The 25,662-nt window shown below is 69.8% G+C and carries 25 protein-coding genes; 15 read left to right on the forward strand and 10 right to left on the reverse strand.

Going from position 1 to position 25,662, the window contains the following annotated elements; translation table 11 throughout:
* The first annotated feature begins 216 nt into the window (after nucleotides 1–216).
* The 5 genes from ACQHIV_RS00165 to ACQHIV_RS00185 all read left to right on the forward strand — a co-directional run bounded on the left by ACQHIV_RS00165 (nucleotide 217) and on the right by ACQHIV_RS00185 (nucleotide 5,467).
* Nucleotides 217–1,128, forward strand: coding sequence for a ParA family protein (locus ACQHIV_RS00165; protein ID WP_427896384.1), 912 nt, complete (start codon nucleotides 217–219; stop codon nucleotides 1,126–1,128).
* Entirely contained in the window at nucleotides 1,113–1,472 is a 360-nt protein-coding gene (locus tag ACQHIV_RS00170) for a hypothetical protein (RefSeq protein ID WP_427890417.1), read from the forward strand. Before ACQHIV_RS00165 ends, ACQHIV_RS00170 begins: the two co-directional genes overlap by 16 nt.
* Nucleotides 1,469–2,455 carry a segregation and condensation protein A gene (locus ACQHIV_RS00175; RefSeq protein WP_427890419.1) on the forward strand — a complete coding sequence of 329 codons (987 nt, stop codon included), beginning with the start codon at nucleotides 1,469–1,471 and terminating at the stop codon, nucleotides 2,453–2,455. The genes ACQHIV_RS00170 and ACQHIV_RS00175 overlap by 4 nt, the downstream gene beginning before the upstream one ends.
* A 512-nt stretch (nucleotides 2,456–2,967) precedes the next feature.
* Nucleotides 2,968–4,743, forward strand: a complete 1,776-nt coding sequence (gene scpB, locus ACQHIV_RS00180; protein WP_427890421.1) for an SMC-Scp complex subunit ScpB — start codon at nucleotides 2,968–2,970, stop codon at nucleotides 4,741–4,743.
* Nucleotides 4,733–5,467: a pseudouridine synthase gene (locus tag ACQHIV_RS00185; RefSeq protein ID WP_427890422.1), complete on the forward strand. Its 735-nt coding sequence runs from the start codon at nucleotides 4,733–4,735 to the stop codon at nucleotides 5,465–5,467. Before scpB ends, ACQHIV_RS00185 begins: the two co-directional genes overlap by 11 nt.
* Nucleotides 5,468–5,564: 97 nt before the next feature.
* Here ACQHIV_RS00185 and ACQHIV_RS00190 read toward each other — a convergent pair whose 3' ends face one another.
* Nucleotides 5,565–7,214, reverse strand: a complete 1,650-nt coding sequence (locus tag ACQHIV_RS00190; protein WP_427890424.1) for an APC family permease — start codon at nucleotides 7,212–7,214, stop codon at nucleotides 5,565–5,567.
* A 166-nt stretch (nucleotides 7,215–7,380) separates the two neighbouring features.
* Between ACQHIV_RS00190 and ACQHIV_RS00195 the strand changes: the two genes are divergently transcribed.
* From ACQHIV_RS00195 to ACQHIV_RS00205, 3 genes are read left to right on the forward strand one after another with little or no spacing between them, the layout of a single operon-like run.
* Complete coding sequence (locus tag ACQHIV_RS00195) at nucleotides 7,381–8,490, forward strand: sugar ABC transporter substrate-binding protein (protein ID WP_427890426.1); 1,110 nt, start codon at nucleotides 7,381–7,383, stop codon at nucleotides 8,488–8,490.
* Nucleotides 8,487–9,245: an ATP-binding cassette domain-containing protein gene (locus ACQHIV_RS00200; RefSeq protein WP_427890428.1), complete on the forward strand. Its 759-nt coding sequence runs from the start codon at nucleotides 8,487–8,489 to the stop codon at nucleotides 9,243–9,245. The genes ACQHIV_RS00195 and ACQHIV_RS00200 overlap by 4 nt, the downstream gene beginning before the upstream one ends.
* A complete protein-coding gene (locus ACQHIV_RS00205) occupies nucleotides 9,242–10,522 on the forward strand; it encodes a sugar ABC transporter permease (protein WP_427890430.1) in 1,281 nt (426 codons plus the stop codon). Before ACQHIV_RS00200 ends, ACQHIV_RS00205 begins: the two co-directional genes overlap by 4 nt.
* A gap of 14 nt (nucleotides 10,523–10,536) precedes the next feature.
* Here ACQHIV_RS00205 and ACQHIV_RS00210 read toward each other — a convergent pair whose 3' ends face one another.
* From ACQHIV_RS00210 to ACQHIV_RS00235, 6 genes are all read right to left on the reverse strand, one after another.
* Nucleotides 10,537–10,887: a response regulator gene (locus tag ACQHIV_RS00210; RefSeq protein WP_427890431.1), complete on the reverse strand. Its 351-nt coding sequence runs from the start codon at nucleotides 10,885–10,887 to the stop codon at nucleotides 10,537–10,539.
* Between the two features lie 49 nt (nucleotides 10,888–10,936).
* Nucleotides 10,937–12,313: a CHASE3 domain-containing protein gene (locus ACQHIV_RS00215; protein WP_427890433.1), complete on the reverse strand. Its 1,377-nt coding sequence runs from the start codon at nucleotides 12,311–12,313 to the stop codon at nucleotides 10,937–10,939.
* Nucleotides 12,313–12,966: a response regulator gene (locus ACQHIV_RS00220; protein WP_380202458.1), complete on the reverse strand. Its 654-nt coding sequence runs from the start codon at nucleotides 12,964–12,966 to the stop codon at nucleotides 12,313–12,315. The genes ACQHIV_RS00215 and ACQHIV_RS00220 overlap by 1 nt, the downstream gene beginning before the upstream one ends.
* 49 nt (nucleotides 12,967–13,015) lie before the next feature.
* Nucleotides 13,016–13,909, reverse strand: coding sequence for a hypothetical protein (locus ACQHIV_RS00225; protein WP_427890435.1), 894 nt, complete (start codon nucleotides 13,907–13,909; stop codon nucleotides 13,016–13,018).
* A 42-nt stretch (nucleotides 13,910–13,951) separates the two neighbouring features.
* Nucleotides 13,952–15,007, reverse strand: a complete 1,056-nt coding sequence (locus ACQHIV_RS00230; protein WP_427890437.1) for an alpha/beta hydrolase — start codon at nucleotides 15,005–15,007, stop codon at nucleotides 13,952–13,954.
* Nucleotides 15,008–15,089: 82 nt separating this feature from the next.
* Nucleotides 15,090–16,004: a hypothetical protein gene (locus ACQHIV_RS00235; RefSeq protein WP_427890438.1), complete on the reverse strand. Its 915-nt coding sequence runs from the start codon at nucleotides 16,002–16,004 to the stop codon at nucleotides 15,090–15,092.
* A gap of 132 nt (nucleotides 16,005–16,136) precedes the next feature.
* On the opposite strand from ACQHIV_RS00235, the gene pafA reads away from it, so the two are divergent.
* From pafA to ACQHIV_RS00250, 3 genes are all read left to right on the forward strand, one after another.
* A complete protein-coding gene (gene pafA, locus ACQHIV_RS00240) occupies nucleotides 16,137–17,498 on the forward strand; it encodes a Pup--protein ligase (protein ID WP_427890440.1) in 1,362 nt (453 codons plus the stop codon).
* Nucleotides 17,499–17,549: 51 nt separating this feature from the next.
* Nucleotides 17,550–18,815, forward strand: coding sequence for a GNAT family N-acetyltransferase (locus ACQHIV_RS00245; RefSeq protein ID WP_427890442.1), 1,266 nt, complete (start codon nucleotides 17,550–17,552; stop codon nucleotides 18,813–18,815).
* 143 nt (nucleotides 18,816–18,958) lie between these two features.
* Nucleotides 18,959–19,930, forward strand: coding sequence for an FKBP-type peptidyl-prolyl cis-trans isomerase (locus ACQHIV_RS00250; protein WP_427890444.1), 972 nt, complete (start codon nucleotides 18,959–18,961; stop codon nucleotides 19,928–19,930).
* A gap of 210 nt (nucleotides 19,931–20,140) precedes the next feature.
* On the opposite strand, the gene ACQHIV_RS00255 is transcribed toward ACQHIV_RS00250, so the two are convergent.
* Both ACQHIV_RS00255 and ACQHIV_RS00260 read right to left on the reverse strand, forming a co-directional pair.
* Nucleotides 20,141–20,788, reverse strand: coding sequence for a hypothetical protein (locus ACQHIV_RS00255; RefSeq protein WP_427896684.1), 648 nt, complete (start codon nucleotides 20,786–20,788; stop codon nucleotides 20,141–20,143).
* Nucleotides 20,715–21,797, reverse strand: a complete 1,083-nt coding sequence (locus ACQHIV_RS00260) for a DUF3866 family protein (protein WP_427890445.1) — start codon at nucleotides 21,795–21,797, stop codon at nucleotides 20,715–20,717. Before ACQHIV_RS00260 ends, ACQHIV_RS00255 begins: the two co-directional genes overlap by 74 nt.
* Nucleotides 21,798–21,884: 87 nt before the next feature.
* On the opposite strand from ACQHIV_RS00260, the gene ACQHIV_RS00265 reads away from it, so the two are divergent.
* Both ACQHIV_RS00265 and ACQHIV_RS00270 read left to right on the forward strand, forming a co-directional pair.
* Complete coding sequence (locus tag ACQHIV_RS00265) at nucleotides 21,885–22,841, forward strand: helix-turn-helix transcriptional regulator (RefSeq protein ID WP_427890446.1); 957 nt, start codon at nucleotides 21,885–21,887, stop codon at nucleotides 22,839–22,841.
* Complete coding sequence (locus ACQHIV_RS00270; protein ID WP_427890447.1) at nucleotides 22,838–23,809, forward strand: helix-turn-helix transcriptional regulator; 972 nt, start codon at nucleotides 22,838–22,840, stop codon at nucleotides 23,807–23,809. Before ACQHIV_RS00265 ends, ACQHIV_RS00270 begins: the two co-directional genes overlap by 4 nt.
* Here ACQHIV_RS00270 and ACQHIV_RS00275 read toward each other — a convergent pair.
* Nucleotides 23,806–24,996 carry a winged helix DNA-binding domain-containing protein gene (locus ACQHIV_RS00275; RefSeq protein ID WP_427890449.1) on the reverse strand — a complete coding sequence of 397 codons (1,191 nt, stop codon included), beginning with the start codon at nucleotides 24,994–24,996 and terminating at the stop codon, nucleotides 23,806–23,808. The genes ACQHIV_RS00270 and ACQHIV_RS00275 overlap by 4 nt on opposite strands.
* 129 nt (nucleotides 24,997–25,125) lie before the next feature.
* On the opposite strand from ACQHIV_RS00275, the gene ACQHIV_RS00280 reads away from it, so the two are divergent.
* Both ACQHIV_RS00280 and ACQHIV_RS00285 read left to right on the forward strand, forming a co-directional pair.
* On the forward strand, nucleotides 25,126–25,266 hold the full coding sequence (locus ACQHIV_RS00280) for a hypothetical protein (RefSeq protein ID WP_427890451.1): 141 nt from the start codon (nucleotides 25,126–25,128) through the stop codon (nucleotides 25,264–25,266).
* Between the two features lie 107 nt (nucleotides 25,267–25,373).
* Nucleotides 25,374–25,658, forward strand: a complete 285-nt coding sequence (locus ACQHIV_RS00285) for a twin-arginine translocase TatA/TatE family subunit (RefSeq protein WP_427890453.1) — start codon at nucleotides 25,374–25,376, stop codon at nucleotides 25,656–25,658.
* Nucleotides 25,659–25,662: the final 4 nt, after the last annotated feature.

The raw sequence follows: 25,662 nt of genomic DNA on the forward strand, positions 1-25,662 counted from the left end.
ACAGTCGCTGGGATCGCCCGTATCGGTTGAAAGGTTTGACGAGTCATGAACGAGTCGACATTCCCGGGCACCGAACACGTGATGGGCCACTACGCCGCCCCGGAGCAGGCCCATTCGATCAGCACGCCCCTGAACCCTCAGGAGCAGCCTCAGCACAGCACCCCACCCCGGCCGGCCCCCGTGCCGGCGCGAGCCCTGCCCGACAACTATGCGGAGATGCCGAAGCCGACGGCCAAGCTCACCGCGGAGGACCTTGCACCCGTGAAAGACCCGAACGGCCCGCGCCACACGATCGGGCCGACCGGCCGGCCGATGCCGGACCTGCCCGAGCCACAGCCCCCGACCAAGACCGGTCCGGCGCAGGTGATCGCGATGTGCAACCAGAAGGGCGGCGTCGGCAAGACCACCACGACGATCAACCTCGGCGCGGCGATCGCCGAGACCGGTCGCAAGGTGCTGCTGATCGACTTCGACCCGCAGGGCTCCGCCTCGATCGGTCTCGGCGTCCAGCCGCACGACCTCGAACTGTCGGTCTACAACCTGCTGATGCAGCGCGACATCACCGCCGACGAGGTGATCCAGCCGACCAACGTGCCGAACCTCGACCTGCTGCCGGCCAACATCGACCTGTCCGCGGCCGAGGTCCAGCTGGTCCAGGAGGTCGCCCGCGAGTACACGCTGCAGCGCGTCCTGGACCCGATCATCCCGCTGTACGACGTGATCCTGATCGACTGCGCCCCGTCGCTCGGGCTGCTCACCGTGAACGCGCTGACCGCGTCGAACGGCATCGTCGTACCGCTCGAGTGTGAGTTCTTCGCGCTCCGCGGGCTGGCCATGCTGACCGACACGATCGCCAAGGTCCAGGACCGGCTGAACCCGAAGCTCGAGATCGTCGGGATCCTCGGCACCATGTTCGACGGGCGGACGACGCACGCCCGGGAGGTCCTCGACCGGGTGGTCCAGGCCTTCGACGAACGCGTCTTCCACACAGTCATCCGGCGTACCGTCAAGTTCCCCGAGACCACGGTCGTCGGCGAGCCGATCACGACGTACGCCCCGTCATCGAGCGCGGCCGCGCAGTACCGCGATCTCGCCAAGGAGGTGCTGGCGCGTTGTCCCGCCGGGTGAGCCTGCCAGGTGCCAGTGAACTCTTCGGGGGTGCGGCACCGAAGCAGACCCAACCCGAGAAGCGCACCGTGGACGGACCGTCGGCCACCGTACGGTCCCGTACGACCGTCGTCGACGAACGGAAGTCCAGCGGTCGGATCCGGCACGACACGAAGATCACCGTGTACGTGACCGAAGAAGAGCTGATCGGTTTGGAGAAGACCAGACTCGCGCTGCGCGAGGAGCACGGCCTGAACGCCGACCGGGGCCGGATCGTGCGCGAGGCGATCGACGTGCTGCTCGCCGACTTCGTCGACCACGGGCCGGACTCGGTGCTCGTACGGCGGTTGAAGGCCTCGGAGTGACCGTGTCCGCCACGGACCCGCTGGACCCCGTCGCCGACGGTGCTGTTGCCGACGGTGCTGTTGCCGAGGGCAAGGGGTTCAGCGTTCACCTGGTGAACTTCGAAGGACCGTTCGACCTGCTGCTGCAGCTGATCTCGAAACACAAGCTGGACATCACCGAGATCGCGCTGTCGGTGATCACCGACGACTTCATCGCGCACATCAAGGCGCTGGGGTCGGAGTGGGACCTCGACCAGACGTCGGAGTTCCTGCTGATCGCGGCGACCCTGCTCGACCTGAAGGCGGCCCGGCTGCTGCCCAAGGGCGAGGTCGAGGACGACGAGGACCTGGCGCTGCTGGAGGCGCGGGACCTGCTGTTCGCGCGGCTGCTGCAGTACCGGGCGTTCAAGCAGATCGCGGCGCTGATGCAGGAGCGGATGGCGCTCGAGGCGCGGCGGTTCCCGCGGGCCGTCGGGGTCGAGCCGCGGTTCGCGGAGCTGCTGCCCGAGGTGCTGCTCGGGATCGACCCGGCCGGGCTGGCCGCGCTCGCGGCGCGGGCGCTCGCGCCGAAGGACGACGTACCGCCCGGGGTCTCGCTGGCGCACCTGCACGCGCCGGCCGTCACCGTGCGGGAGCAGGCGGTCGTGATCGTCGACCGCTTGCGCCGGCAGCGGAGCGCGACGTTCCGCTCGCTGGTGGCGGATTCGCCGGACACGGTGACCACGGTCTGCCGGTTCCTGGCGTTGCTGGAGCTGTTCCGTGAGGCGGCGGTGTCGTTCGACCAGGTGACACCGTTGGGTGAGCTGACGATCCGGTGGACAGGCACCGACCAGGGCGACATCGACGTCAGCGACGAGTTCGACGAAGAACACCAACCCGAGGACGAGTCCGGCGAGGCCCCCCGCGTCGAGGAGGACCCCACCTTCCTCGAACCCGGCCCCAGCGCCACCGACGAATCCGACCTCCCCCCGCCCCCCACACCCGACGAGACGGCAAACCAGTGACCGACAACCCCACCCCCCACGAACCTGCCGCCAAAATCCCCGAGAACCACCAGCCGCCGGTCGCGGACGCCGACACCCCCCAGCCGACACCGGCCGCGGCGGACAAGCCCGACCGACCGTCCGCTGCAGAGGACGAGGATGCTCCCGCCCTCGGCGAACAGTCCTCGGCTGCAGCGGAGGCTTCCGCTTCCAGTGGACAGGCGTCAGCCGCGGCGGACGCTTCCGCCTCTGGCGCTTCCACTCCCGGCGACCGGCCCGCGCAAGACGCGTCGCCCGCGGCGGAGCGGGCACAGCAGGTGTCCGAGGGCGACCAGCCGTCAGTCGCAGACGACGAGGATGCACCCACCTCCGCCGATGGCTCGGCGCAGCCAGCACCCACCGACACCACCACCGTTGGCGTGGTCGGCGCGGGGGATGAGCCGGTAGCTGTGGAGGGCGAGGAAGGGTCCGCCTCTGGTGAGCGGCCGTCAGTTGCTGCTGGCGAGGATGGTTCGGGGGCCGGCGATCGGGCGGTGGAGGATGCGTCGGCCGGCGGTGCTGCTGGTGGGGATGAGGACTTCCTGCCGGCGGGGCAGTTGGTGTTGGGGGACGAGGGGGTTGTCGACGACGAAACGATGCGGCGGGCGCTCGAGGCGATCTTGATGGTGACGGATGAGCCGTTGCCGGTGTTGACGTTGGCGCGGGCGGTGGGGCGGCCTACCGGGGATATCGCGGCGGCGCTCGCGGGGCTGGCGGCGGAGTACACCGAGCAGGGGCGTGGGTTCGACCTGCGGGAGGTCGGCGGCGGGTGGCGGTACTACACACGCCCGGACGCCGCGCAGTACGTCGAACGCTTCGTGCTCGACGGCCAGCAGTCGCGGATCACCCAGGCGGCGCTGGAAACGCTGGCGGTGGTCGCGTACAAGCAGCCGGTCAGCCGGGCGCGCGTCTCCGCGATCCGTGGGGTGAACGTCGACGGCGTCATGCGTACGCTCGTCGCCCGCGGTCTGGTGGAGGAGGCGGGCTCGGACACGGAGTCGCAGGCCACGCTGTACCGCACCACGACGTACTTCCTGGAACGCATGGGCATGCAGTCCCTCGACGACCTCCCGGAGCTGGCGCCGTACCTCCCGGAGATGGACGACATCGAGGAAGAGCTGGCCGCCCAAACCCTCCCACCCGCCGAGCCCTCGGACACAGCCGAAGAACCCGGCGCCTCGGCCGACGACCCCACCACCGAACAACCCCAGCTGACACCCGCCGCCCCCACGGACGACGCGAACGACGAGCTCGAGCCGGGTACGCCGAACCCCACAGCAGCTGGCGACGCCTCGGCGAGCGAGCCGAGCGAGGATCCCGCGGAGGGTACGCAGGTCGACCAGTCGATGGCGGAGGAGCCGAGCGACTGGTCCGCGGGTGGTGCGCCGGCGGATCACGCGGCGGCGGACCACCTGTCGGCGGACCACGCGCCGGCTGACCACGGGTCGGAGGGTGAGCCGAGCGAGGATCCCGCGGAGGGTACGCAGGTCGACCGGTCGATGGCGGAGGAGCCGAGCGACTGGTCCGCGGGTGGTGCGCCGGCGGATCACGCGGCGGCGGATCACGCGCCGGCTGACCACGGGTCGGCGGGTGAGCCGAGCGAGGATCCCGCGGAGGGTACGCAGGTCGACCGGTCGATGGCGGAGGAGCCGAGCGGCTGGTCTGCGAGTGGTACGCCGGCGGACCACGAGCCGGCGGACCACGAGCCGGCCGACCACGGGTCGGCGGGCGAGCCGAGCGAGGATCCCACGGAGGGTACGCAGCCCGACCAGTCGATGGCGGACGAGCCGAGCGACTGGTCCGCGGGTGGTGCGCCGGCCGACCACGCGTCGGCGGACCACGAGCCGGCGGACCAGGCGGGTCATGGGCCCGCGGATGATGGGCAGATGGACGACGTGTTGGTGGAGGACACAAGCGAGCCTGGTGCGCACGCGGGGGAGCGGGTGGAGCTGGTTGGGTCGGCCTTGGTGGGTGCTGGGGCTGGCGGTGACGTCGTCGGTGGTGTGCCGGCGGACGAGGTGTTGGTGGACGACTCGAGCGATGAGTCTGGTGCGCACGCGGCGGAGGGGGACCGCGAGGAGCTGGAGCCGGGAGGGGTTACCTCCGGGGGTGGTGGTGTGCAGGTGGATGACGAGCCCACGGTTGAGGTGGACGAAGAGGTGTCCGTGGGTGACGGGGCCGACAGAGGCGTCGTCGGTGGTGGGGACGGCGTAGGTGAGCTGCACTCCGACGGTGAGTCGGCTGGGGATGGGGTGCGGTATGGGGGATGAGGCCGGGGTTCGGTTGCAGAAGGTGCTGGCTCGGGCGGGGGTGGCTTCGCGGCGGAACGCGGAGTTGATGATCGAGGAGGGGCGGGTCGAGGTCGACGGGCGGGTGGTGACCGAGTTCGGGGTGCGGGTCGATCCGGAGACCGCGGTCATCCGGGTGGACGGGGAGCGGATCCCGCCGGTCAGCGCGAACGTCTACCTGGTGCTGAACAAACCCCGCGGCGTCGTCACCACGATGTCCGACCCGCAGGGGCGGCCGTGTATCACCGACTTCGTCCAGGACCGCCCGGAGCGGCTGTTCCACATCGGGCGGCTGGACACCGACACCGAGGGCCTGCTGCTGCTCACGAACCACGGTGAGTTCGCGCACCGCCTCGCGCATCCGTCGTACGAGGTCTCCAAGACGTACGTCGCCGAGGTCGACGGCAACGTCAAACCGGCGGTACTGCGCCGGCTCCTGGACGGTGTGGATCTCGAGGACGGACCGGCGCGCGCCGACACCGTGAAGATCGTGTCCACCGTCCCCGGCCGGACGCTGGTGGAGATGAGCCTGCACGAGGGCCGGAACCGGATCGTACGGCGGATGTTCGACGCGGTCGGGCATCCGGTGAAGCGGCTGACCCGGACCGCGATCGGCCCGGTCCGCCGCGGCAACCTGCACACCGGGCAGCTGCGCGAGCTCGATTCCAAGGAGCTCGGGCAGCTGCTCGACCTGGTCGAGCTGTAGGCGCGGACCTGCACGCCATCACAACCGCACGCGATCGGCGCAGCTGAGCGTAGATCAGCTGCGCCGACGGCGATTGTGATGGCCTGGGGATCCGCCATCACGTCTGCAGGTCGGCCTCCTCCGGCAGTACGACCTGGTTGACCATGTCGGTGATCCGCTCGGACGGCAGCGCGACCGCCATCGCCCAGTAGTAGATGACCAGGCTGAAGACCGCCACCGCGACGATGTCCCACCAGAGCGGGAACCACGGGTGCTTGAGCGGTCCGAAGTCGCTCAGGTACACGATCAGCCCCATCCCGACCAGGTACACCGGCAGCCACTGCGCGGCCTTCAGGTCGAGCTGCGGCGTGATCGGGTTCATCTTGAAGACCCGGTTGGCGACCAGGATCACGTACCCGATCAGGATCGCGACGCCGAGCTTCCAGTCGGTGACCCAGCCGGACCACAGGATCAGCAGGTTCGCGACCACGAACGCCAGCGGCGACATCCACGACGCCCCCGGCAGCCGGTACGGGCGGGTCGCCTCGGGCAGCCGGCGCCGGAACACCCCGAGCGACAGCGGCGCCCCGGCGTACATCAGCACGCTCGCGCTGGTGATCAGCCCGACCAGCGACCGCCAGCTCGGGAACGGCAGGAAGCACACGCAGCCGATGACGAAGGCGGTGATCAGGCCGACCCACGGTACGCCGCGCTCGTTGGTCTTCTCGAACACCGACGGGACGTACCCGTTGCGGCTCAGCCCGTACGAGACCCGCGAGCTGCCGGTGATGTAGATCAGGCCGGTACCACCGGGCGAGACGATCGCGTCGATGTACAGGATCGTGGCCAGCCAGCCGAGTGACGCCAGCGTCGCGACCTGTGCGAACGGGCCGGTCAGCGTGTTGAACGCCGCGGTCGCCCAGGTGCCCTGGACCTGCGACGCGGGCAGCGCGCCGAGGAACACGACCTGCAGCGCGATGTAGATCAGCGCGCCGATCACGATCGAGCCGATCACCGCGCGCGGGATGTCACGGCGCGGGTTGCTGCTCTCGCCGGCCAGCTGGTCGGCCTGTTCGAAGCCGAGCAGGGCGAAGATGATGCCGCTGGTGGAGACCGCGGACAGGATGCCCTTCGCACCACCCGGGTTGAAGCCGTCGGCGGCGGTGAAGTTACTGCCGTGGAACTGCGCGATCGCCAGCACGAAGATGGTCAGCAGCGGGATGCCGACCTTCCACCAGGTGGCGGCGCTGTTGGTCCGGGCGAGCAGCCGGATGCTGAGGAAGTTGATCGCGGTGATCGCGGCCATCAGCAGCACGGCCACCACGATTCCCGGTCCGGTGAGGATGTGCTCGCCGCCGCTGGTCCGCTCCCACCCCTTTGCGAACGAGTAGTGGGTGCCGTAGGTGATCATGGCGAGCACCTCGATCGGTGCCACGGTGGCCGCCTGCAGCCAGGAGAACCAGCCGAACGAGGCCCCGGCCGCGCCACCGAAGGCGTAGTGCGGGAACCGCGCCGTACCGCCGGAGACCGGGTACATGCCGCCGAGCTCGGCGTGCGTCAGCGCCAGGATGAGGATCGCGACACCGCCGATCACCCACGAGATGATCGCCGCGGGGCCGGCCGTGGCCAGCGCGCCCTGGGCGCCGAACAGCCAGCCGGAGCCGATGATCGATCCCTCGGACGCCCAGATCAGGCCGACGAAACCGATGTCCCGTCGCAGTCCGGGCCGGCTCCGCTCCGTCGAGGGATGTGCAGTGGAAGTGGCCATACCTGCACCATCGCTCCGGTCCGCGACGGGTGCAGTCACGCTGGCTGGAGATCCGACCCCCTGCTAGCAGGTACGGCGGTGTTCCGGCCTGCAGCGAGGACGCGACGGCGTACCGGATCGCATGCTGGCGGGAAGAGAACCCTGCGGCGATCACGAAGGACGGACGATGCGAACATCATCCAGAGCTGTCGCGCTGACCGGGACCACCGTGGTACTGCTGGCCGGTCTCGTTGCTTGTGGCAACAGTAACAACAACTCGTCGTCGAGCGGCGGTACGACGGCGCCGCCGGCGAACGCGAAGGTCGGCGTGCTGCTGCCGGACACCGCGACCTCGCCCCGCTGGGTGTCGGCGGACCCGAACGAGCTGCGCAAGCAGTGCACCGACAACAAGCTGACCTGCTACATCGACAACGCCAACGGCAGCGCGACGAACATGGAGTCGCAGGCCCAGGCGCTGATCAACAAGGGCGTCGGCGTACTGCTGGTGACGAACCTGGACTCCGGGTCCGGCAAGGCGATCGAGTCGCTGGCCAAGCAGCACAACGTCGTCACGATCGACTACGACCGGCTGACCGCCGGCGGCTCCGCGGCGTACTACGTCTCGTTCGACGGCGTGAAGGTCGGCCAGGAGCAGGGCACCGCGCTGACGTCCTGCCCGCAGGTCGCGGGGAAGAGCGCGGTCGGGTACGTCGAGATCGACGGCGCGCCGACCGACAACAACGCGACTCTGTTCGCGGAGGGCTACAACTCGGTGCTGTCCAAGCAGAAGGGCTGGACGAAGCTCGGCGACCAGACCGGCAACTGGGACCCGGCGACCGCGCAGGCGGTGTTCACCACGATGCTCGGCAAGAACCCGAACCTGGGCGCGGTGATGGTCGCGAACGACACCATGGCGCAGTCGGTGATCAACGTGCTGAAGTCGCAGAACCTGTCCGGCAAGGTGGCGGTGTCCGGTCAGGACGCGACCGCGGGCGGCCTGGACAACGTGATGGCGGGCACCCAGTGCTTCACGATCTACAAGCCGGTCGCCGGTGAGGCAGACGTGGCGATCAAGCTGGCGGGCCAGATCCTGTCCGGCCAGAAGCCGACGGCTCCGGCGACGATCAAGGATCCAGCCAGCGGCCGTCAGGTCCCGTCGTACCTGGCGACGCCGACCGTGATCACCAAGAAGAACGTGGCGCTGCCGGTGACGGACGGGTACGTGCCGGCGAAGTCGGTCTGCCCGACGGCAGCACTGGTTCAGTTGTGCGCCCAGAACGGGATCCACACCCCGTGAGAACCCTGGAACTGCACGGCATCGGCAAGTCGTTCGGCCCGGTGATGGCGCTGACGTCGGTGGACTTCGGCGCCGAGGCCGGCGAGGTGACCGCGCTGGTCGGGGACAACGGCGCGGGCAAGTCGACGCTGGTGAAGTGCATCGGCGGCATCTACCGGATCGACGAGGGCGAGATCCTGGTCGACGGTACGGCGCACCAGTTGCACGAGCCGCGCGACGCCGCCCATCTGGGGATCGAGATCGTCCACCAGGACCTGGCGCTGTGCGACAACCTCGATGTGGTCGGCAACATGTTCCTCGGCCGGGAGCGGATCAGCCGGCTGCACACGCTGGACGAGAACTCGATGGAGCAGCTGGCCGCGCAGACGCTGGCGTCGCTGTCGGTCCGGACGGTGCGTTCGGTCCGGCAGAAGGTGGCCAGCCTGTCCGGTGGCCAGCGGCAGACGGTGGCGATCGCGAAGTCGGTGCTGTGGAGTTCGAAGATCGTGATCCTGGACGAGCCGACCGCGGCCCTCGGGGTCGCGCAGACCGAGCAGGTGCTGGAGCTGGTCCGGCGGCTCGCGGACCGCGGCGTCGCGGTCGTGCTGGTGTCGCACAACATGAACGACGTGATGCAGGTGGCGGACTCGATCGCCGTGCTGTTCCTGGGCCGGATGGCGACCCAGGTACGGCGTTCGGACGTGACGCAGACGCAGGTCGTCGAGCTGATCACGTCCGGCCGATCGGGCGACCTGGGACTGGCGGGAGCCGTATGAACACGGTGGTTGCCGACACACCACGGCACGACGACAAGGCACCGCGGCATCGGGAGGCGGCCGCGCTGAGTTCCTACCTGCGCGACTACCTCGCCCGGCTGCGCGGCGGCGAGCTGGGCTCCGCGCCGGCGATCGTCGGGCTGATCGTGATCACGGCGTTCTTCGCGATCGTCCACCAGGGCTTCCTGAGCGCGTACAACCTGGAGGCGCTGGTGATCCAGGCCGCGCCGATCATCGTGATGGCGATGGGTCTGGTGTTCGTGCTGCTGCTCGGTGAGATCGACCTGTCGGCCGGCACCACCGGCGGGTTGTGCTCGGCGATCACCGCGGTGCTGATGCTGCGGCACGGGTGGTACTGGTGGCTGGCGATCCTGGCCGGGCTCGCGGTCGGGCTGGTGATCGGGTTCGTGATGGGCTGGTTGCGGGCGCGGGCGGGGATCCCGTCGTTCGTGATCACGCTGGCGACGTTCCTGGCGTTCCAGGGCCTGACGCTGATCCTGATCGGCGGCCAGGGTTCGGTGACGCTGCCGGCAGGTACGCCGCTGATCTCGCTGGAGAACAGCTTCGTGCCGCTGTGGCTCGGCTGGGTGCTGCTAGGCGTGTACGTGCTCGGGTACGCCGCCTTGAAGCTGACCGACGCGCGGTCGCGGCGGCGGAACGGGCTGCCCGCGACCCCGGTGGTGGTGATTGCCGCGAAGGTGATCGGCGTGGGCCTGCTCGGCGTCGCGTTCACCTACGAGATGGGCATCAACCGGAACCTGGTCAGCAACGCGTTCTTCAGCAACAAGGCGGAGGGCGAGCCGTGGGTCGTCGTACTGCTGGCGGTGCTGTTCGTGGTCTGGCACTTCACGCTCAGCCGGACGCGGTACGGGCGGCACGTGTACGCGGTCGGCGGCAACGAGGAGGCGTCCCGGCGTGGCGGCGTCGCGGTCTCCCGGATCCGGATCTCGGTGTTCGTGCTGTGCTCCGGGATGGCGGCGATCTCGGGTCTGGTCGCGGCGTCGCTGCTGCAGTCGGTGCAGTCGAACGCGGGGGCCGGCAACACCCTGCTGCTGGCGGTCGGCGCGGCGGTGATCGGCGGTACGTCGTTGTTCGGCGGCCGCGGGCGGATGATCGACGCGGTCCTCGGCGGCCTGGTGGTGGCGGTGATCATCAACGGGATGAGCGACCTGATCCAGGGCTCGAACTCGTCCGGGTACGAGTGGGTCGTGACCGGCGCCGTACTGCTGCTGGCGGCCGGCTTCGACGCCGTCGTACGGCGTGGCCGAACAGCATGATCGAGCCGGCGTGATCAGGTGTTGAGGAGGCGGCGGATCGCGCCGGCCGAGAGGCTGGTCTTGGCGACGAACCCGATCGCCGGGCTGGCCGCGATCAGCTCCGCGTAGTCCTGCTCGGCGTGGCTGGAGATCAGGATCATCGGCGCGGACTCGCCGGCCGCGCGCAGCCGGGTGATCAGGTCGAACCCGCTCTCGCCGCCGAGGTCGATGTCCACCAGGACGACGTCCGGGCGGAGCTGCCCGATCAGTCCGGCGGCCTCGGCGGTCGTGGTCGCCGTACCGACGACCGCGACGCCCTCGCGGACCAGCAGTCGGTGAGCCGCGTCCAGGAAGCGCCGGCTGTCGTCGACGATCACGCACCGCATGGCACCAGGATCGCAGCGCCGGACCGCGGCGGCATCCCTGCTGCCTGTACTACACCGGCAGCGTCGCGGTGAGCGTAGTGCCTTTACCTGAAGGGCTTTCGACTTTCAGCGTGCCGTCGAGGGTCGCGATCCGGTCGGCGAGTCCGACCAGACCGGAACCTTTCGCCGGGTCCGCGCCGCCGCGGCCGTCGTCGCGGACCGAGAGCCGCAGCCGGTCCTGTTCGAGCCGTACGTCGACCACCGCGCCGGACGCGTCCGCGTGCTTGGCGGCGTTCGTCAGCGCCTCGGAGACCACGTAGTACGCCGCCGCCTCCACCGCTTCGGGGAGCCGGGCCGGTACGTCGACCGTGACCTCGACCGGGAGCTTCGAACGGCGGGCCAGCATCCGGACCGCCGGGGCGATCCCGCCCTGGCTGAGGATCGCCGGATGGATGCCGCGGGCAATCTCGCGGAGCTCGTCCAGGGCCGCCGCGAGACCGTTGGCCACGCCATCGAGTTCGGCGGCCGCGCCGTCGGCCTGCAGGGCGCGGACGTCCAGCGTGAGCGAGACCAGCCGCTGCTGGATGCCGTCGTGCAGGTCGCGCTCGATCCGCCGCCGGGTCTCGTCCGCGGACCGCACGATCCGGGCCCGGGACGCCTCCAGGTCCGCGCTCGCCCGGCCGAGGGAGGCCGCCATCGTGTTGAAGGTCCGCTCCAATGTGCGGATCTCGCCGACGCCGGTCTCCGGGACCCGGACGGCGAGGTCGCCCGCGGCCAGCCGGTTCGCCATCTCGGCGGTGACCCGGACCGGCCGGACGATCGCGCGGGTCAGGTACATCGTGAACCCGAGCACCAGGACGACGGAGCCGAACAGCCCCTCGACCGCCGCCACCACCGCCCGGTCGGCGATCGTGTCGGTCTGTTGCTGCTGGGTCGTGGACAGCTGCTGTTCGGACGTGATCAGCGCGTCCAGCACCGAACGGATGGCGGTGACCCGTTGCGTGCCTTCGGCAATGGCTGTCGCGGTCCGGGCCGAGTCCGGGTCCTTCTGGGCCGCCTCGATCTGCGGGAGCGAGTAGTTCTGCAGGTACGACGTGATCATGCGTCCCGCTTCCTGGACGCGGGAGAGCTCGTCCGGGGTGCCGGCCACCAACTGCTGCAGGCCTTTGGTCTGGGCAGGCAGTGCCTCGGCCGCCTGCTCCCACGGCTGCAGGAACTTCTTCTGACCGGTGATGACGAAGTCACGCTGCCCTGTCGCCAGGTCGGACACCAGCCGCTCGACCTGGTGCGCGCTGGCCAGTACTGCGGACGTGTGCTGCGCCTGGTGCTCCGACGTACGCAGACCCTGCACAGACACCAGCAGTACGACGAAGCCGGAGCCGACCAGCACCATCAGCAGGCCGCTGGCGATCACCACCCGTCCGGCAACGCCGGCGTGGCGGTTCATCAGCGGCCGTCCAGGTACCTCAGGACGGCCAGGACGCGACGGTGGTCATCAGTCGTCTCCGGAAGGTCCAGCTTGGTGAGGATGCTGCGGACATGCTTCTCCACGGTCCCCTCGGTGACCCAGAGCCGGCGGGCCACTCCGGCGTTCGAACGCCCTTGTGCGACAAGCGAAAGCACCTCCCGCTCGCGCTCGCTGAGCACGGCCAGGGGGTCGTTGCGGTGCTGGGCGTCGACCAGCTCCTGCACCAACGCCGGGTCGACCACGGACCCGCCACGGGCTACGCGGCGGAGGCTCTCCAGGAACTCCTCGACGTCGGTCACACGGCTCTTGAGGAGGTAGCCGACGCCGTGTCCCGCGGCCATGAGCTGTAGGGCGTGTTCGACCTCGACATGGGCGGACAGCAGGACCACGGCGGTGTCCGGGCGTTCGCGACGGATCACGTCCGCCGCGTCCAGTCCTTCGGTGAGGTGCTCCGGCGGCATGCGGATGTCCACCACGACCAGGTCCGGCCCGTGCCGCCGTACCAGCTCCAGCAGCTCCGGGCCGTCGCCCGCCGTACCGAGGACCGCGAACCCGGATCGCTCGAGCAGGCTGGCAAGTCCCTCGCGCAGCAGGACGTCGTCGTCCGCAATAGCCACTCGGGTCCGGGTCACGGTCTACCCCTTGGTTGCCTGGTGATTCCAGTGTCACCAGGCACTCAAGTCACTCTCCGTACAGCAGTGCGTCCGCTTCTGTGCTCGACGGGTAGTAGCGGAAGTACGCCTTGTCCTCCGGGGCCGCCAGCTGGTTGCCGACCTGGCCGAGGCCCTTGATGACGGTGGCCGCGCCGTTGGCGTGGCTCACGGCGTACAGGTAACCGGCCCTAGTGTCCTTGTCGATCGCCAGCAGCAGGGTGCTCTGCTTGCCGCACTTCTCCGCGACGAGCGTCTCGAACTTCTGCCAGGTCGCCGTACGCACCTTCTTGACGACAGGGGCGCCGCTCGACGGGATGCGGATCGTGTAGAGCGCCCCGCCGCGCGTATTGGCCAGGAACGTGTCGTAGGTCCGCGTCTGACTGAGCAGGGCCATCGTCTTGACAGCAGAGAACCCGGTGTACGTCGCCTTGTTGCGCCAGACGGACCCCTCCACCGTCCAGCGCGTGATGACGTTGCCTTCCAAGGCGTACGTGTGGTTGGTCGAGTTCTCGAAGTACGTCTGGTGGATCCAGCCGCCGCCCACCTTCGTCTTCTCGACTGACGCCGGGTCGAGCTGGCCTGTTGTCGTGTCGGTGACGTACCGGAACCGGTAGAGGTCGTTGACGATTCGTACGTACCCGCGGTTCGCCATGCCCGACGGTGGATCGGGCTCCCAGCCGACCGACGACGCGAGTCGTACCTGGTCCACCGGGAACAGCGCCTTCGGTCCCACGTGGGGCGCCCCGACCGTGATCGGTGCGGTCGCCGTGATCCGCTGGAACTTGTGATCGCCCTGCACGGTCACGGTGCCCAGGGTCATCGAACAGGCAGCTGTTGCCTGTTCAGTGGTGGCTTGTGCGGGCGCAGGTACAAGCGCCGCCACCGTCATCACCGCCCCCACGGCGATCGCCGTTCTGGCCATCCGGCCTCCTTCGGAGAGTCGTGTCACCCACCTCGATGCACGTCAACGCCGAAAGGTTGGGCCGAAGAATCCGCGGACCAGCCGCCGTACTTCGGGAACGCCGCAGGACGAGGAGCCGATCAGCTTGGCGCGTTGGGCCGCGGTCATCAGGCCGGCTGACTGCAGCTGGGGTGCCAGGGCCGCGTAGTCGGTCCAGATCCAGTGGTTGGCGTCGGTCAGTTGGACCCGGCGTACCGGACCGCCTTGGGCCATCACGGCGGACCAACTGCGGTCGAAACGGGCGTCGCGGAAGCCGTCGGTTCCGGCCAGTAGCAAGGGCTTCTTGGCGATGTCGTAGAGCTCGCCGTCCAGTGTGTCGAGATAGCCCTCAAGGTTGATGGCTGCGCGCACGTTTGGATGTGCCAACGAGACCGCGGCCGTGGCTCCGCCGGCCGAGTGCCCGTACACCCCGACAGGCTCGTCCAGCTGGTCCAGGACGAAGCGCATGTCCGCGAAGCGCGTGTCCATCATCAGCCGCGACTGCACCGGGTCCGTTTGAACGTCAGGGCTGATCTCGATGGTCCGCAGGCGCCCGTCCGGGAAGACGACCTCGCTGGCCTCACCAGGGTGGTCCATGGTCATCACGACGTACCCATGGCTCGCCAGGTCCTCGGCCAGTGAGGTGCCGATGGTCCGCGGGTCCGCGCCGGCCGGGCTGTACAGCAGGGTCGGGCGTCGGCCGGGCAGAGCGGGCGCGTCGACGTAAGAGTGCGTCAGGGTGGCTGCCCAGTCCACGCCGCTTGTGGGGAGCTCTGGATGCAGCAGACCGGCGTCCAGCTGCTTGAACACCTCAGCCGCGGCGGGGGCGAGCTGCGGTGCGCGTTGACACCCACGTACTCCGGTTGCCGGGTAGAACACGGTCAACGCGATCTCACGAGTGGGGGAGCCGTTCCACGGGTCGGAACGCGCCCGGTCAGTCAGGGCCCGGGTCGTCGTACCAACGGGCCACGGTCCGGTCGGAGCGGGCAGGCGCAGGATGCGGTCGGTGGCCGCGGACGCCGTCTGGATCCCTGTCAACGAAGCAGCGGCAACCGAAGCGAGGAAAGTACGTCTTCTCATGCGTCCGACGGTGTCAGCCGCGGACGGGCGCGTCAGTACCCATGAGGGCATCTCCACCCGGACTTCCAGCCCCGGGTGGAGGTCAGGCCCCGGCGAGGACGGTGCCGGCGTTGTAGTAGCGGAAGTACGAGTCGGCGGCGGGGAACGTGGTCGGGACCTTGCCCAGGCCCTTGATGACGGTGGCCGCGCCGTTCGCGTGGCCGACCGCGTACAAGTAGCCGGCGCCGGTGTCCTTGTCGATGCCGAGCAGCAGCGTCCCGTAGTTGCCGCACTTCTCCGCGATCAGCGTTTCGAACCCCTGCCACGTCGACGTGCGGATCTTGGTCACCACCGGCTTCCCGGAGCCCGTGGGTACCTTGACGGTGTAGAGCGCGCCGCCCTTGGTGGTCGCGAGGAACGTGTCGTACGTGCTGCCCTGACCGATCAGCACCATCGTCTTGACAGCACCGAAGCCGCCGAAGGTGGTGTAGTACTTCCAGCCGCTCGGCGTCACGGTCCACCGAGCGATGAGCCCGTCGGTGAACTGGTTGATCAGCGTGTACACGTTCGAGCGCTCGATGCCTCCGGGAGCGGCGTGGCTTAGCTCGACGTATCTGTGTAGGTCGTCCCAGCCCCCACCGATCAGGGTCTGCTTCAGAGTCCCCGGTACGACGGCTGTGCCGGTGGCGTCGGCGAAGTAGCTCGTCGAGTACATCCGGACGCCGAGCACGACCAGACCTTCGCGCTGCTCGAGGCCGTCCCACGGCTGGAACGACGTCCGGACGGAGGTCGGCAGGTGCGCCTGGCCGTCCGGATACAGGTCCTTCGGTCCCACGATGCGCGCGCTCGCCGACGGCGCGGCGGTGATGGTCTGGACCGTGTGGTCGCCACCGGTGGTGACGGAGCCGAGCCGCAGCGAGCAGGCCGCGGCGGTGGTGGCCGGTGCGGCGTGGGCCGGTGCGGTGAGACCGGCGGCGAGCAGCGCCCCGGCCGCGAGCGTTCGCCCGTATCTGATCATCTGAACACCTTTCGTCACCTGTCTCGATGCGGGCGGCCGGACCATTGTTGCGGGCATCAAAGGGATAACGGGAAACGACGGCGCGCCTGCGACAGCACCCGGTTGTCGGAGGGGCGCCGTAGTGTGGGTGATGTGAACCGGCGAATCTTCGGTCTCGAGAACGAGTACGGCGTCACCTGTACGTTCCGCGGGCAGCGGCGACTGACCCCGGACGAGGTCGCGCGGTACCTCTTCCGGCGCGTCGTGTCCTGGGGACGGAGCAGCAACGTCTTCCTCCGCAACGGCGCCCGGTTATACCTGGACGTGGGCTCGCACCCGGAGTACGCGACCGGCGAGTGCGACTCGGTCACCGACCTGATCGCGCACGACAAGGCCGGCGAGCGGATCCTCGAGGGCCTGCTGGTGGACGCGCAGAAGCGGCTGCACGACGAGGGCATCTTCGGCGACGTCTACCTGTTCAAGAACAACACCGACTCGGCCGGCAACAGCTACGGCTGCCACGAGAACTACCTGGTCTCCCGGCACGGCGACTTCGCCAAGCTCGCCGACGTACTGATCCCGTTCCTGGTCACCCGGCAGCTGATCTGCGGCGCCGGCAAGGTCCTGCAGACCCCGCGCGGCGCGGTGTACTCGGTCAGCCAGCGCGCCGAGCACATCTGGGAGGGCGTGTCGTCCGCGACCACCCGGTCCCGGCCGATCATCAACACCCGCGACGAGCCGCACGCCGACGCCGAGCGGTTCCGCCGGCTGCACGTGATCGTCGGCGACTCGAACATGTCCGAGACCACGATGCTGCTCAAGGTGGCCAGCACCGACCTGGTGCTGCGGATGATCGAGGCCGGCATCGTGATGCGCGACCTGACCCTGGACAACCCGATCCGGGCGATCCGGGAGATCAGCCACGACATGAGCGGCCGCCGCGAGGTCCGGCTGGCGAACGGCCGCGAGGCGTCGGCGCTGGACATCCAGACCGAGTACCTGACCAAGGCGCGCGACTTCGTCGACCGCCGCGAGCTCGGGACGCCGGACGTCGAGCGGGCGCTGTCGCTGTGGGAGCGGACGCTGAAGGCGATCGAGTCCGGCGACCTGTCCGGGATCGAGCGCGAGATCGACTGGGTGATCAAGTACCGGCTGATCGAGCGCTACCGCTCGCAGAACAACCTCGGCCTGGCCAGCCCGCGGGTCGCGCAGCTCGACCTGGCGTACCACGACATCCACCGGCCGCGCGGGCTGTACTACCTGCTCGAGCGCAAGGGCGCGGTCACCCGGGTCGTCGACGACCTGCGGGTCTTCGAGGCCAAGTCGGTGCCGCCGCAGACCACCCGGGCCCGGCTGCGTGGCGAGTTCATCAAGCGCGCCCAGGAGCGGCGCCGCGACTTCACCGTCGACTGGGTGCACCTGAAGCTGAACGACCAGGCCCAGCGGACCGTGCTGTGCAAGGACCCGTTCAAGTCCCACGACGAGCGAGTCGAGAAGCTCATCGCCAGCATGTAGTCGGGAACTAAATGAAGTGCTCGGTTGTCCTGCGCTGCTTAGAAAGGGCGCATGACGATCGAGATCCGGCCGGTGACTCCGGCTGAGGTAGTCGACTATTTGCGCGTGCTGCCGTACGTGAACGGCTTTCCACAGGAGGAGCCGGAGCCGTCGGCATGGTACGCCGGGAGCGCGGCCTGGCCGCCGCAGGTCCCGAAGACCGCTGCCGACCTGGAGCGGTACGCCGCGGAGCTGCAGGCGGACTGGTTCCGCCCGCAGGCCGCGTTCGTGGACGGGAAGATCGCGGGCGGATCGGCGATCGTCTCGGTCCAGCTGACCGTTCCGGGCGGTCGGCAGGTGGCACTCGGCGGCGTGACCTCGACGGCCGTGCTGCCGACGTACCGGCGGCGTGGGCTGTTGCGGAAGATCATGGCCGCGATGCTGGACGACTGCCGCGAGCGCGGTGAGTTCCTGGCGGGGCTGAGCGCGAGCGAGGGGAGCATCTACGGGCGGTACGGGTTCTCGCCGGCCACGTTCCAGCACCGCTGGGAGGTACGGCGTACCGACGTGGCGTTCCGCGACGACTTCACGGATCCCCGCCGGCTCGAACTGGTCGATGCCGGAACGGCGGCCGAAGTATGGCCGGTGCTGCACGAACAGGTGCGGGCCGAGCGCGTGGGGGAGATCAGCCCGCTGCCGGGGAAGTGGGACGGGCTGGACGGGTTGCCGGCGGACGGCTCCGGGCCGGGGCACCACCTTGTTCATCGGGATGTGTCCGGTGCGGTCGACGGGGCCGCGATCTTCCGGCTGCCGTGGTCGCCCGGCCCGGCGCAGGCCGGCGTACTGCGGGTGGAAGCGTTCGAGGCGCTGACGGCGGACGCTTACCGAGCGCTATGGGGCCTGTTGCTCGACTTCGACCTGACCAAGCGGGTCGTGGCCGCGCGCAGGCCCGTGGACGAGCCGCTGCGGTGGATGCTGACGAACCCGCGGGCGCTCAAGCTCACCCGTACGCGGGACAACCTGTGGCTGCGGATTCTCGACGTACCGGCTGCTTTGGAGGCACGTACGTACGCCGCGACGGACGCGTTGGTGCTGGAGGTGGAGTCGGCGCGATGGCTGTTGGACGCAGGGCCGGACGGTGCCGGCTGTACGGCGACCGACCGGGCCGCGGACCTCACGCTCGGGATGAACGAGCTGGGGTCGCTGTACCTGGGCGGCGTACGGGCGAGCGAGTTCGCCTACTCGCGCCGCGTCGTCGAACACACACCCGGAGCCGTGTCCCGGCTGGACGCGATGCTGCGACCGGATCGCGCACCGCACAACGCGGTGGGTTTCTGACCGTTGTGACTGTGTGTGGTGTGACGCAACGGTGACTCGGGCGCCTGCTGATCCGGTTGAATCCGCAAGCTAGGGTGGTCCGCGTCGTTGACCGGAGGCAATCGGCGCACACTCGCGCCGGGATGGTTCGAGGTGCTGGTTTCGTGCGCAAGCTGTTGAGTCTGGTCGTTGTCGCTGCGCTGGGGTCGTCCCTGGTGGCGTGCGGATCGGACAAGAAGAACGATTTCGACGCCGCCGGATTCAAGGTGACCTCCGACTTCGGCCAGAAGCCGACCGTCACGCACCGCGAGGGTGACCCGGACAAGCAGCTGGTCACCGAGGTCCTCAAGGAGGGCGACGGCCCGGAGGTGAAGAAGGGCGAGCTGCTCACCGCGAACTACCTCGGCCAGATCTGGCGGGACGGCAAGGTCTTCGACAACTCCTACGACCGCGGCGCGCCGTCGTCGTTCCCGATCGGGGTCGGCAGCGTCATCGGCGGCTGGGACGAGGGCCTGGTCGGCAAGAAGATCGGCAGCCGGGTGCTGCTGTCGGTCCCGTCCGACAAGGGCTACAAGTCCACGGGCAACTCGCAGGCCGGCATCACCGGCACCGACACGCTGATCTTCGTCGTCGACCTGGTCGGCGCGGCCGGCAACGACACCCCGCTGAACGCCGCCCCGGTGACCCCGTCGACGCCGACCAAGATCAGCGTCACCGGCGCCCTGAACGCCGAGCCGAAGGTCACCGTCGCGCCCGGCACCAAGCCGCCGGCGAAGCCCGGCAAGCCGATCGTGTTCGCGCTCGGTAAGGGCAAGCCGGTCGAGAAGTCCAGCCAGCTGATCGGCCGCTACGTGGTCTACGACTACACCGGCAAGAAGCAGGCCAGCACCTGGGAAGCCCAGCCCGCGACCGCGCAGAGCGCCGCCCAGCCGGCCGCCCCGACCGACCAGCTCCAGGTCGGCCCGGGCCCGAACGGCCAGACCGGCGCCCTCGACGGCCTCGCCGGCGTCCCGATCGGCAGCCGCGTCCTGGTCGAGCTCCCGGCCTCCAAGGACCAGGCCGGCAAGACGGTCAACGCGTTCGCCGTGATCGACATCCTGAACGCGTTCCCCGCAGCAAAGTCCACCGGCCAGTAAAAAGCACCGGCCTTCGGCCGGGGGTGGCGGCGAGTCGACCGGCCGGTAGAAGCACCGGCGTCCGGCCGGGGTGTGGGGGTGGCGGCGAAGTCGACCGGCCGGTAGAAGCATCGGCCTTCGGCCGGGGTGTGGGGGTGGCGGCGAAGTCGACGGGCTAGTAGCGCACTCCGAAGGGCCGGCTCCCAGTGTGGGAGTCGGTCCTTTGGTGTTTCAGTGGGTGCGGCGGACTGCGCGGCGGCTGAACCAGCGGTTCGCGTCGGGGTGGAAGCTGAGCAGGATCGCCGTGATCACCGCGGTGATGTGCACACAGCGGACCGCGCCGAACGCGATGAACGAGGCCGACCAGTGCAGCGTGCCGAAGTCGCCGTTGTGCAGCAGCCAGCCGATCGGGCCGACCACGAGCGACGCGATGCCGACCGTGCCGAGCAGTCCGGTCAGCAGCCACCGGGACCAGCCGACCCCGAGGCGGAAGTAGCGGTCGATGACGACGAACAGGCCGCCGTACACGATCACCCGGAAGGCGATCTGCATCGCCAGGCCGAGGAGGGGTGCGCCGTCGGCGATCGCGCCGGCGACACCGAGGACCGACTCCGCGACACCCGCACCGACGGCGGTGAGCCACAGCATGGTTGCTCCCCGGACGGCGAGCGGCGGCTGCGGCCGGGCGACGTCGTGGATCGTGAGGTTGCGGTGCTTGGTGCTGTTCATACCACCACTGTCGCGGCGGACGGCCTCCTGATCAGGAGTGCTGCGACCCCAGCCCGGGTAGACCTGGATCCACCGCTCAGCGACGTGCAGGCACGTCCACCAGTCCGGCGGCGTGGCGTCCGGCGGCGGCAGCGGCCTCGAAGTACGCACGGTCCTCGTCCAGGCCGCGGCCCATCGTCGACAGCTTCACAGGCGCGGCCTGCATCGCTTCGTACAGCCCGTCGACGCCTACGCGGACCACGTGGTGCCTGGCCTTCAAAGGCTCGGCTGCATCGCGTACGGCGTCCCCAAAGTCGCCGGCGAGATCCGGTACGACGACATCGGCCGGCTGGAGCGCTACCCGGCCGTACGCGGTCAGGCTGTGGTGGGAGATGCCACGGTGTCGCGGCCGCGGGTCTGCCTCGGAAATCCGGAGCGAAGCGACCGCCCTGCCGCCCAGGGTGCCAACGGCGTTCACAGCCTCGCCCGACTGCACACCGGAGAAGCCCCAGCGCGTACCTGTCCCCAGGTTGCCCGGGCCTTGCGTGATGACGACCAGCTCGGCTGCCAGCACCTGTACGGCGGTCAACAGCCCGGTGTGGACCGTTACGGCCTCACGGTCTCCGCCGTACGCCTGGCCGACTGTCACGGTGCCGCTGAGCCAGCCGGCGTCCCGTAGCGTCGCGACGTTCCGGGAGAACGCAAGAGGGAGCGCACCGCCGTCCGTCATCACGTACACGACCCGGGTGGTCGGCCTGGCCTCGTAGACCCCGGCCAGCACGGCCGGCAGCGCGGAGTGCAGGTCAGCGACGACCACGGGGGTACCGAAGAGGTCGTCCGCATCCCGCAGTACGTCGTGGTCGGGGGAGTCCTGCTCGTCCGCACCCATCACCATGGCCTGCAGCGGCGTGTAGCGCGCCTTCACCAGGTGACCGTGCTCCGGCGGGTCCTCCGGGAGCCTGTCCGGTACGGCGACCACCAGGGCGTAACCGCCCGTACCCAGACCGCGGTCCAGCGCGCCTACGTTCAACAGCACGCGATCGCCCACAACCGGCGTACCGACGAGCTCCGGGTACGCCAACGCACGCACGGTCTGTTCGACAACCGTCACACTCAGCTCAAGCGCCCCGGCCCAACTCTTCCCGACCTGTGACACCACACCGTCCCGCCAACGAATCACAGGGCCGACCCTACTGGGTCGAACCGGTGTTCGAAGTTTCGGTGCGGTAAGGCGGGTTTTGGACGCCCGAGGCCGTAAGGTGGTCGGGTGTCGGCGCGGAAGAGTGAGCGGCTGCTCAACGTGGTCATCTGCCTCCTGGTCGCGCGCACCTATGTGACCAAGGAGCGGATCCGCGAGGTCGTCGAGGGGTACGCGGGCCAGACCGACGACGCCTTCGAGAAGATGTTCGAGCGGGACAAGGACGAGCTGCGCGAGCTCGGGATCCCGATCGAGATGGGCACCATCGACAAGTTCTTCTCCGACGAGGTCGGGTACCGGATCCGCCGCGACGTGTTCGAGCTCCCCGAGGTGCACCTGGAGCCGGACGAGGCCGCGGTACTGGGTGTCGCCGCCCGGGTCTGGCAGCACGCCGGCCTGTCCGAGGCGACCACGTCCGCGGTACTGAAGCTGAAGGCGGCCGGCATCCAGACCGACCAGTCGGCGCTGAGCGCGATCGAGCCGCACGTCGGCGCCTCCGAGCCGTCGTTCGACCCGCTCTGGGCGGCCGTGGTGGCGCGCCAGGCGGTCCGGTTCCAGCACCTGCGCAGCGGCGCCTCCGAGCCGACCACACGCACCCTCGAGCCGTGGGGGATCGTCTCCTGGCACGGCCGCTGGTACGTCGTCGGGCGCGACCGCGACCGGCAGGCGACCCGGATGTTCCGGCTGTCGCGGATCGGCGGCGCCGTGAAGACGGTCGGCCAGCCCGGCGCGTTCACCGTGCCGCCCGGGACGGATCTGCGCTCGCTGGTGACCGAGCTGGCCCCGCCGCGGCCGACCTCCGAGGCGAAGGTCCGGGCGCGGACCGGATCCTGCGTCAGCCTCCGGCGCCGCGCGAACGCGATCGAGCCGTACGAGGAAGGCTGGGACCTCTTGCACGTCCCGTACGCCGACTCGTCGGTGCTGGCCGAGGAGATCGCGTCGTACGGAACGGACGCGGTCGTGGAGGGCCCGGGCGACGTACTCGACGGTGTGCTGTGGCGGCTGCGGACGGTGGCGGCCGGATGAGCAGTGCGCGTGACCAGGTGCAGCGGCTGCTGGCGTTGGTGCCGTACCTGCAGGAGAACGACGGCGCCCGCGTCGACGACGTCGCCAAGGAGTTCGGGGTCCGGCCGAAGCAGATCATCGCGGACCTGAAGGTCCTGTGGTTCTGCGGGCTGCCCGGTGCGCAGATGGGCGACCTGATCGAGATCGACATCGAGGCGGCCGAGGGCGACGGCGTCATCCACATCAACAACGCCGACTACCTGGCCCGTCCGCTGCGGCTGGCCGCGGACGAGGCGCTCGCGCTGCTGACCGCACTCCGGACGCTGCGTGAGGTCACGGCCGGGCCCGACCGGGACGCCGTCGACCGCGCGATCGCGAAGCTGGAACGCGCCGCCGGCGAGGCCGCCGCCGCGAGCGAGGGCGCCGCGGCCCACGTCCACGTCGAGCCGGCCGCGCCGGAGATCGCCGAGACCGTCAACCGCGGCCTCGCGACCAAGCGCCGCCTGCACCTGACGTACGACGTGCCGTCGCGCGACGAGACGACCGAGCGGGACGTGGACCCGATGCGGCTCGTGGTGTCCGAGGGCCGCACGTACCTCGAGGCGTGGTGCCGCCTGGCCGAGGACGTCCGGCTGTTCCGCCTGGACCGGATCGCCGGCGTCGAACTCCTCGACCTGCCGAGCGAACCGCCGCCGGAGGCGACCCCGCGCGACCTGTCGAACGGCATGTTCCAGCCCTCTGAGCAGGACCTGCTGGCGACCCTCCGCCTGGCCCCGCCCGCGCGCTGGGTCGCGGAGTACTACCCGAACGAGTCCGTCGAAGAGGGCCCGGAGAACTCGCTGATCGTCAGGCTCCGGGTCGCCGACACCAACTGGCTGCAACGCCTGGTCCTCCGCCTCGGTGGTGCCGCCACGGTCCTCGACCCACCCGACCTCAGCACCCAGATCGCCGCCACCGCCCGCGACGCCCTCTCGGCGTACGACGTCTAGCCTTTGCTGAGCTGCTTCTCCAAGGGGGAGCGGAAGCGCGGCGTGACGCGGACGCCGGCCAGCCAGGTGGTCCAGCGGTCGGCCTCGGACTCGACCCGCGCGGTGACGTCGGCGCCGACGTCTTCGAGGAGCTCGTACCGGACCTCGCCGGACTCGGGCTGGCCCCAGCCGCCGATGATGCGGCCGTCGGACCAGATCGTCGGGCCGATGTTGCCGGTGGTGTCGAACAGCTTGGACTTGTGCGGGCCGAGGAACCAGTCGCGCTCCTTCCAGCCCATCGGTGTCGGGTCCAGCCCGGGCAGGAAAGCGACCCATGGGTCGACCACGGCCTCAGGCTCTTCGTCTCCGGGCAGCACGTACCCGACCTGGCCGTCCAGGTCGACCTCGACGGCGTCCACGGCGGCCAGCGCCTTCCGGGTCTGCCCGAGCGTCCAACCGGCGTACCACTGGAGATCGGCCGCGGTGCCGGGGCCGAACGACGTCAGCCAGGCGCGCGCGAGCGACGTACGCGCCTCCTCCGCCGGCGGCTTGTCGCCGAGCCCGCCCGGCAGCCAGTCCGCGCTCGGTGACCACTGGTGCTGGCCGCTCAGCCAGGTCCCGATCGGGCGGCCGCGGACGATCCGGCCCTCGGCGGACAGCTGGAACAGGATCCGGCTCGTCACGTACGGCTGGGCGGCGTACGACTTGCCGGCCGCCATGCTCAGCCGGGTTCGCAGCCGTGGCTCGTCGGAGGACAGCTCCTGCGCGGTCGCGGACCCCCGCAGCGCCAGCGCCGTCGCCGTGGACTCCTCGACGGCCGCGAGCCAGCGCCCGCAGGAGTCCGCGTCCTCGGCGACCCCGGCCTCGGCCAGGTGCTTGACCAGCAGTTTCCGCTGTTTCACCGCGATGTCGTCCGTACACGCCGCCTGGACGACCGGCGCGAACGGCGTCGGTACGACGAACACGGTCCGGCGCATGCCCAGCATCCGGATCAGCGCCCGGTCGTCGTACAGCGCACGCTCCGTGCCCGCGACCTCACTCCCAGGCACCCGCGCGGCCACGCTCAGGTGCACGGTGGCCGGATCGGTCGCGTGCAGCGCGACCATCGACGCGGCCGCCTCGACCGGGTCCGCCGCCTGGCAGCCCGCGCCGAGCCGGTGCCGGCGCCCCAGCCGGGCCTGCCGCTCCGGCACCGCGATCCGCCTCATCCGCACCCCTTCGACCTGTCGAGAATCCCTGCGCGACACTCGGTTTTACCATCACGTTCCGACACCGTTGTCCGCGGAGACGCACCGCGGGTCGTGGGCGGCGGGCGGATACCGGCTAGGCTCCTGGGTATGTACTGGTTCCTGCTCTTCGTCGCGGTCGTGGTGGTGTGGACGGTCGTCCTCGCCCTGCTCGCGCTGAAGCTGTGGCGCCAGGGCAAGGCACTGACGCGTGAGTTGGTCGCCGCCCAGTCCAAGCTGGATGCTGCGTAGTCCTCGGCCGGGTCTGGACAGACCCGTGATCACTCAGCAGCCCCGGCGTAGTATTCGGCCACGAACTCAGGCTCGAGTCCCGAGCTGAAGGTGAAAGGGAGATCGACATGGCAGCACCGCTCCTCGGTATGCCCCAAGGCGCAGAGTGGCTCGTGATCCTCGCGATCGTCGTGCTGCTGTTCGGTTCGGCGAAGCTGCCGCAGCTGGTCAAGCAGCTCGGCAAGTCGAAGAAGATCTGGGAAGACGAAGTCGGCCCGAAGAAGAAGGATGCGGAGCTGACCGAAGAGGCCTCGCAGGCCCCGGCCCAGGTCCAGCAGCCGGTCCAGCAGGCGCAGGCGCAGCCGAACCAGACGCCTGGCGACGGCCTGCCGCCGACGCACACGGCCAACTGAACAG

Origin of the sequence: Kribbella polygonati (assembly GCF_050320105.1) — a bacterium.
Taxonomy (GTDB): domain Bacteria; phylum Actinomycetota; class Actinomycetes; order Propionibacteriales; family Kribbellaceae; genus Kribbella.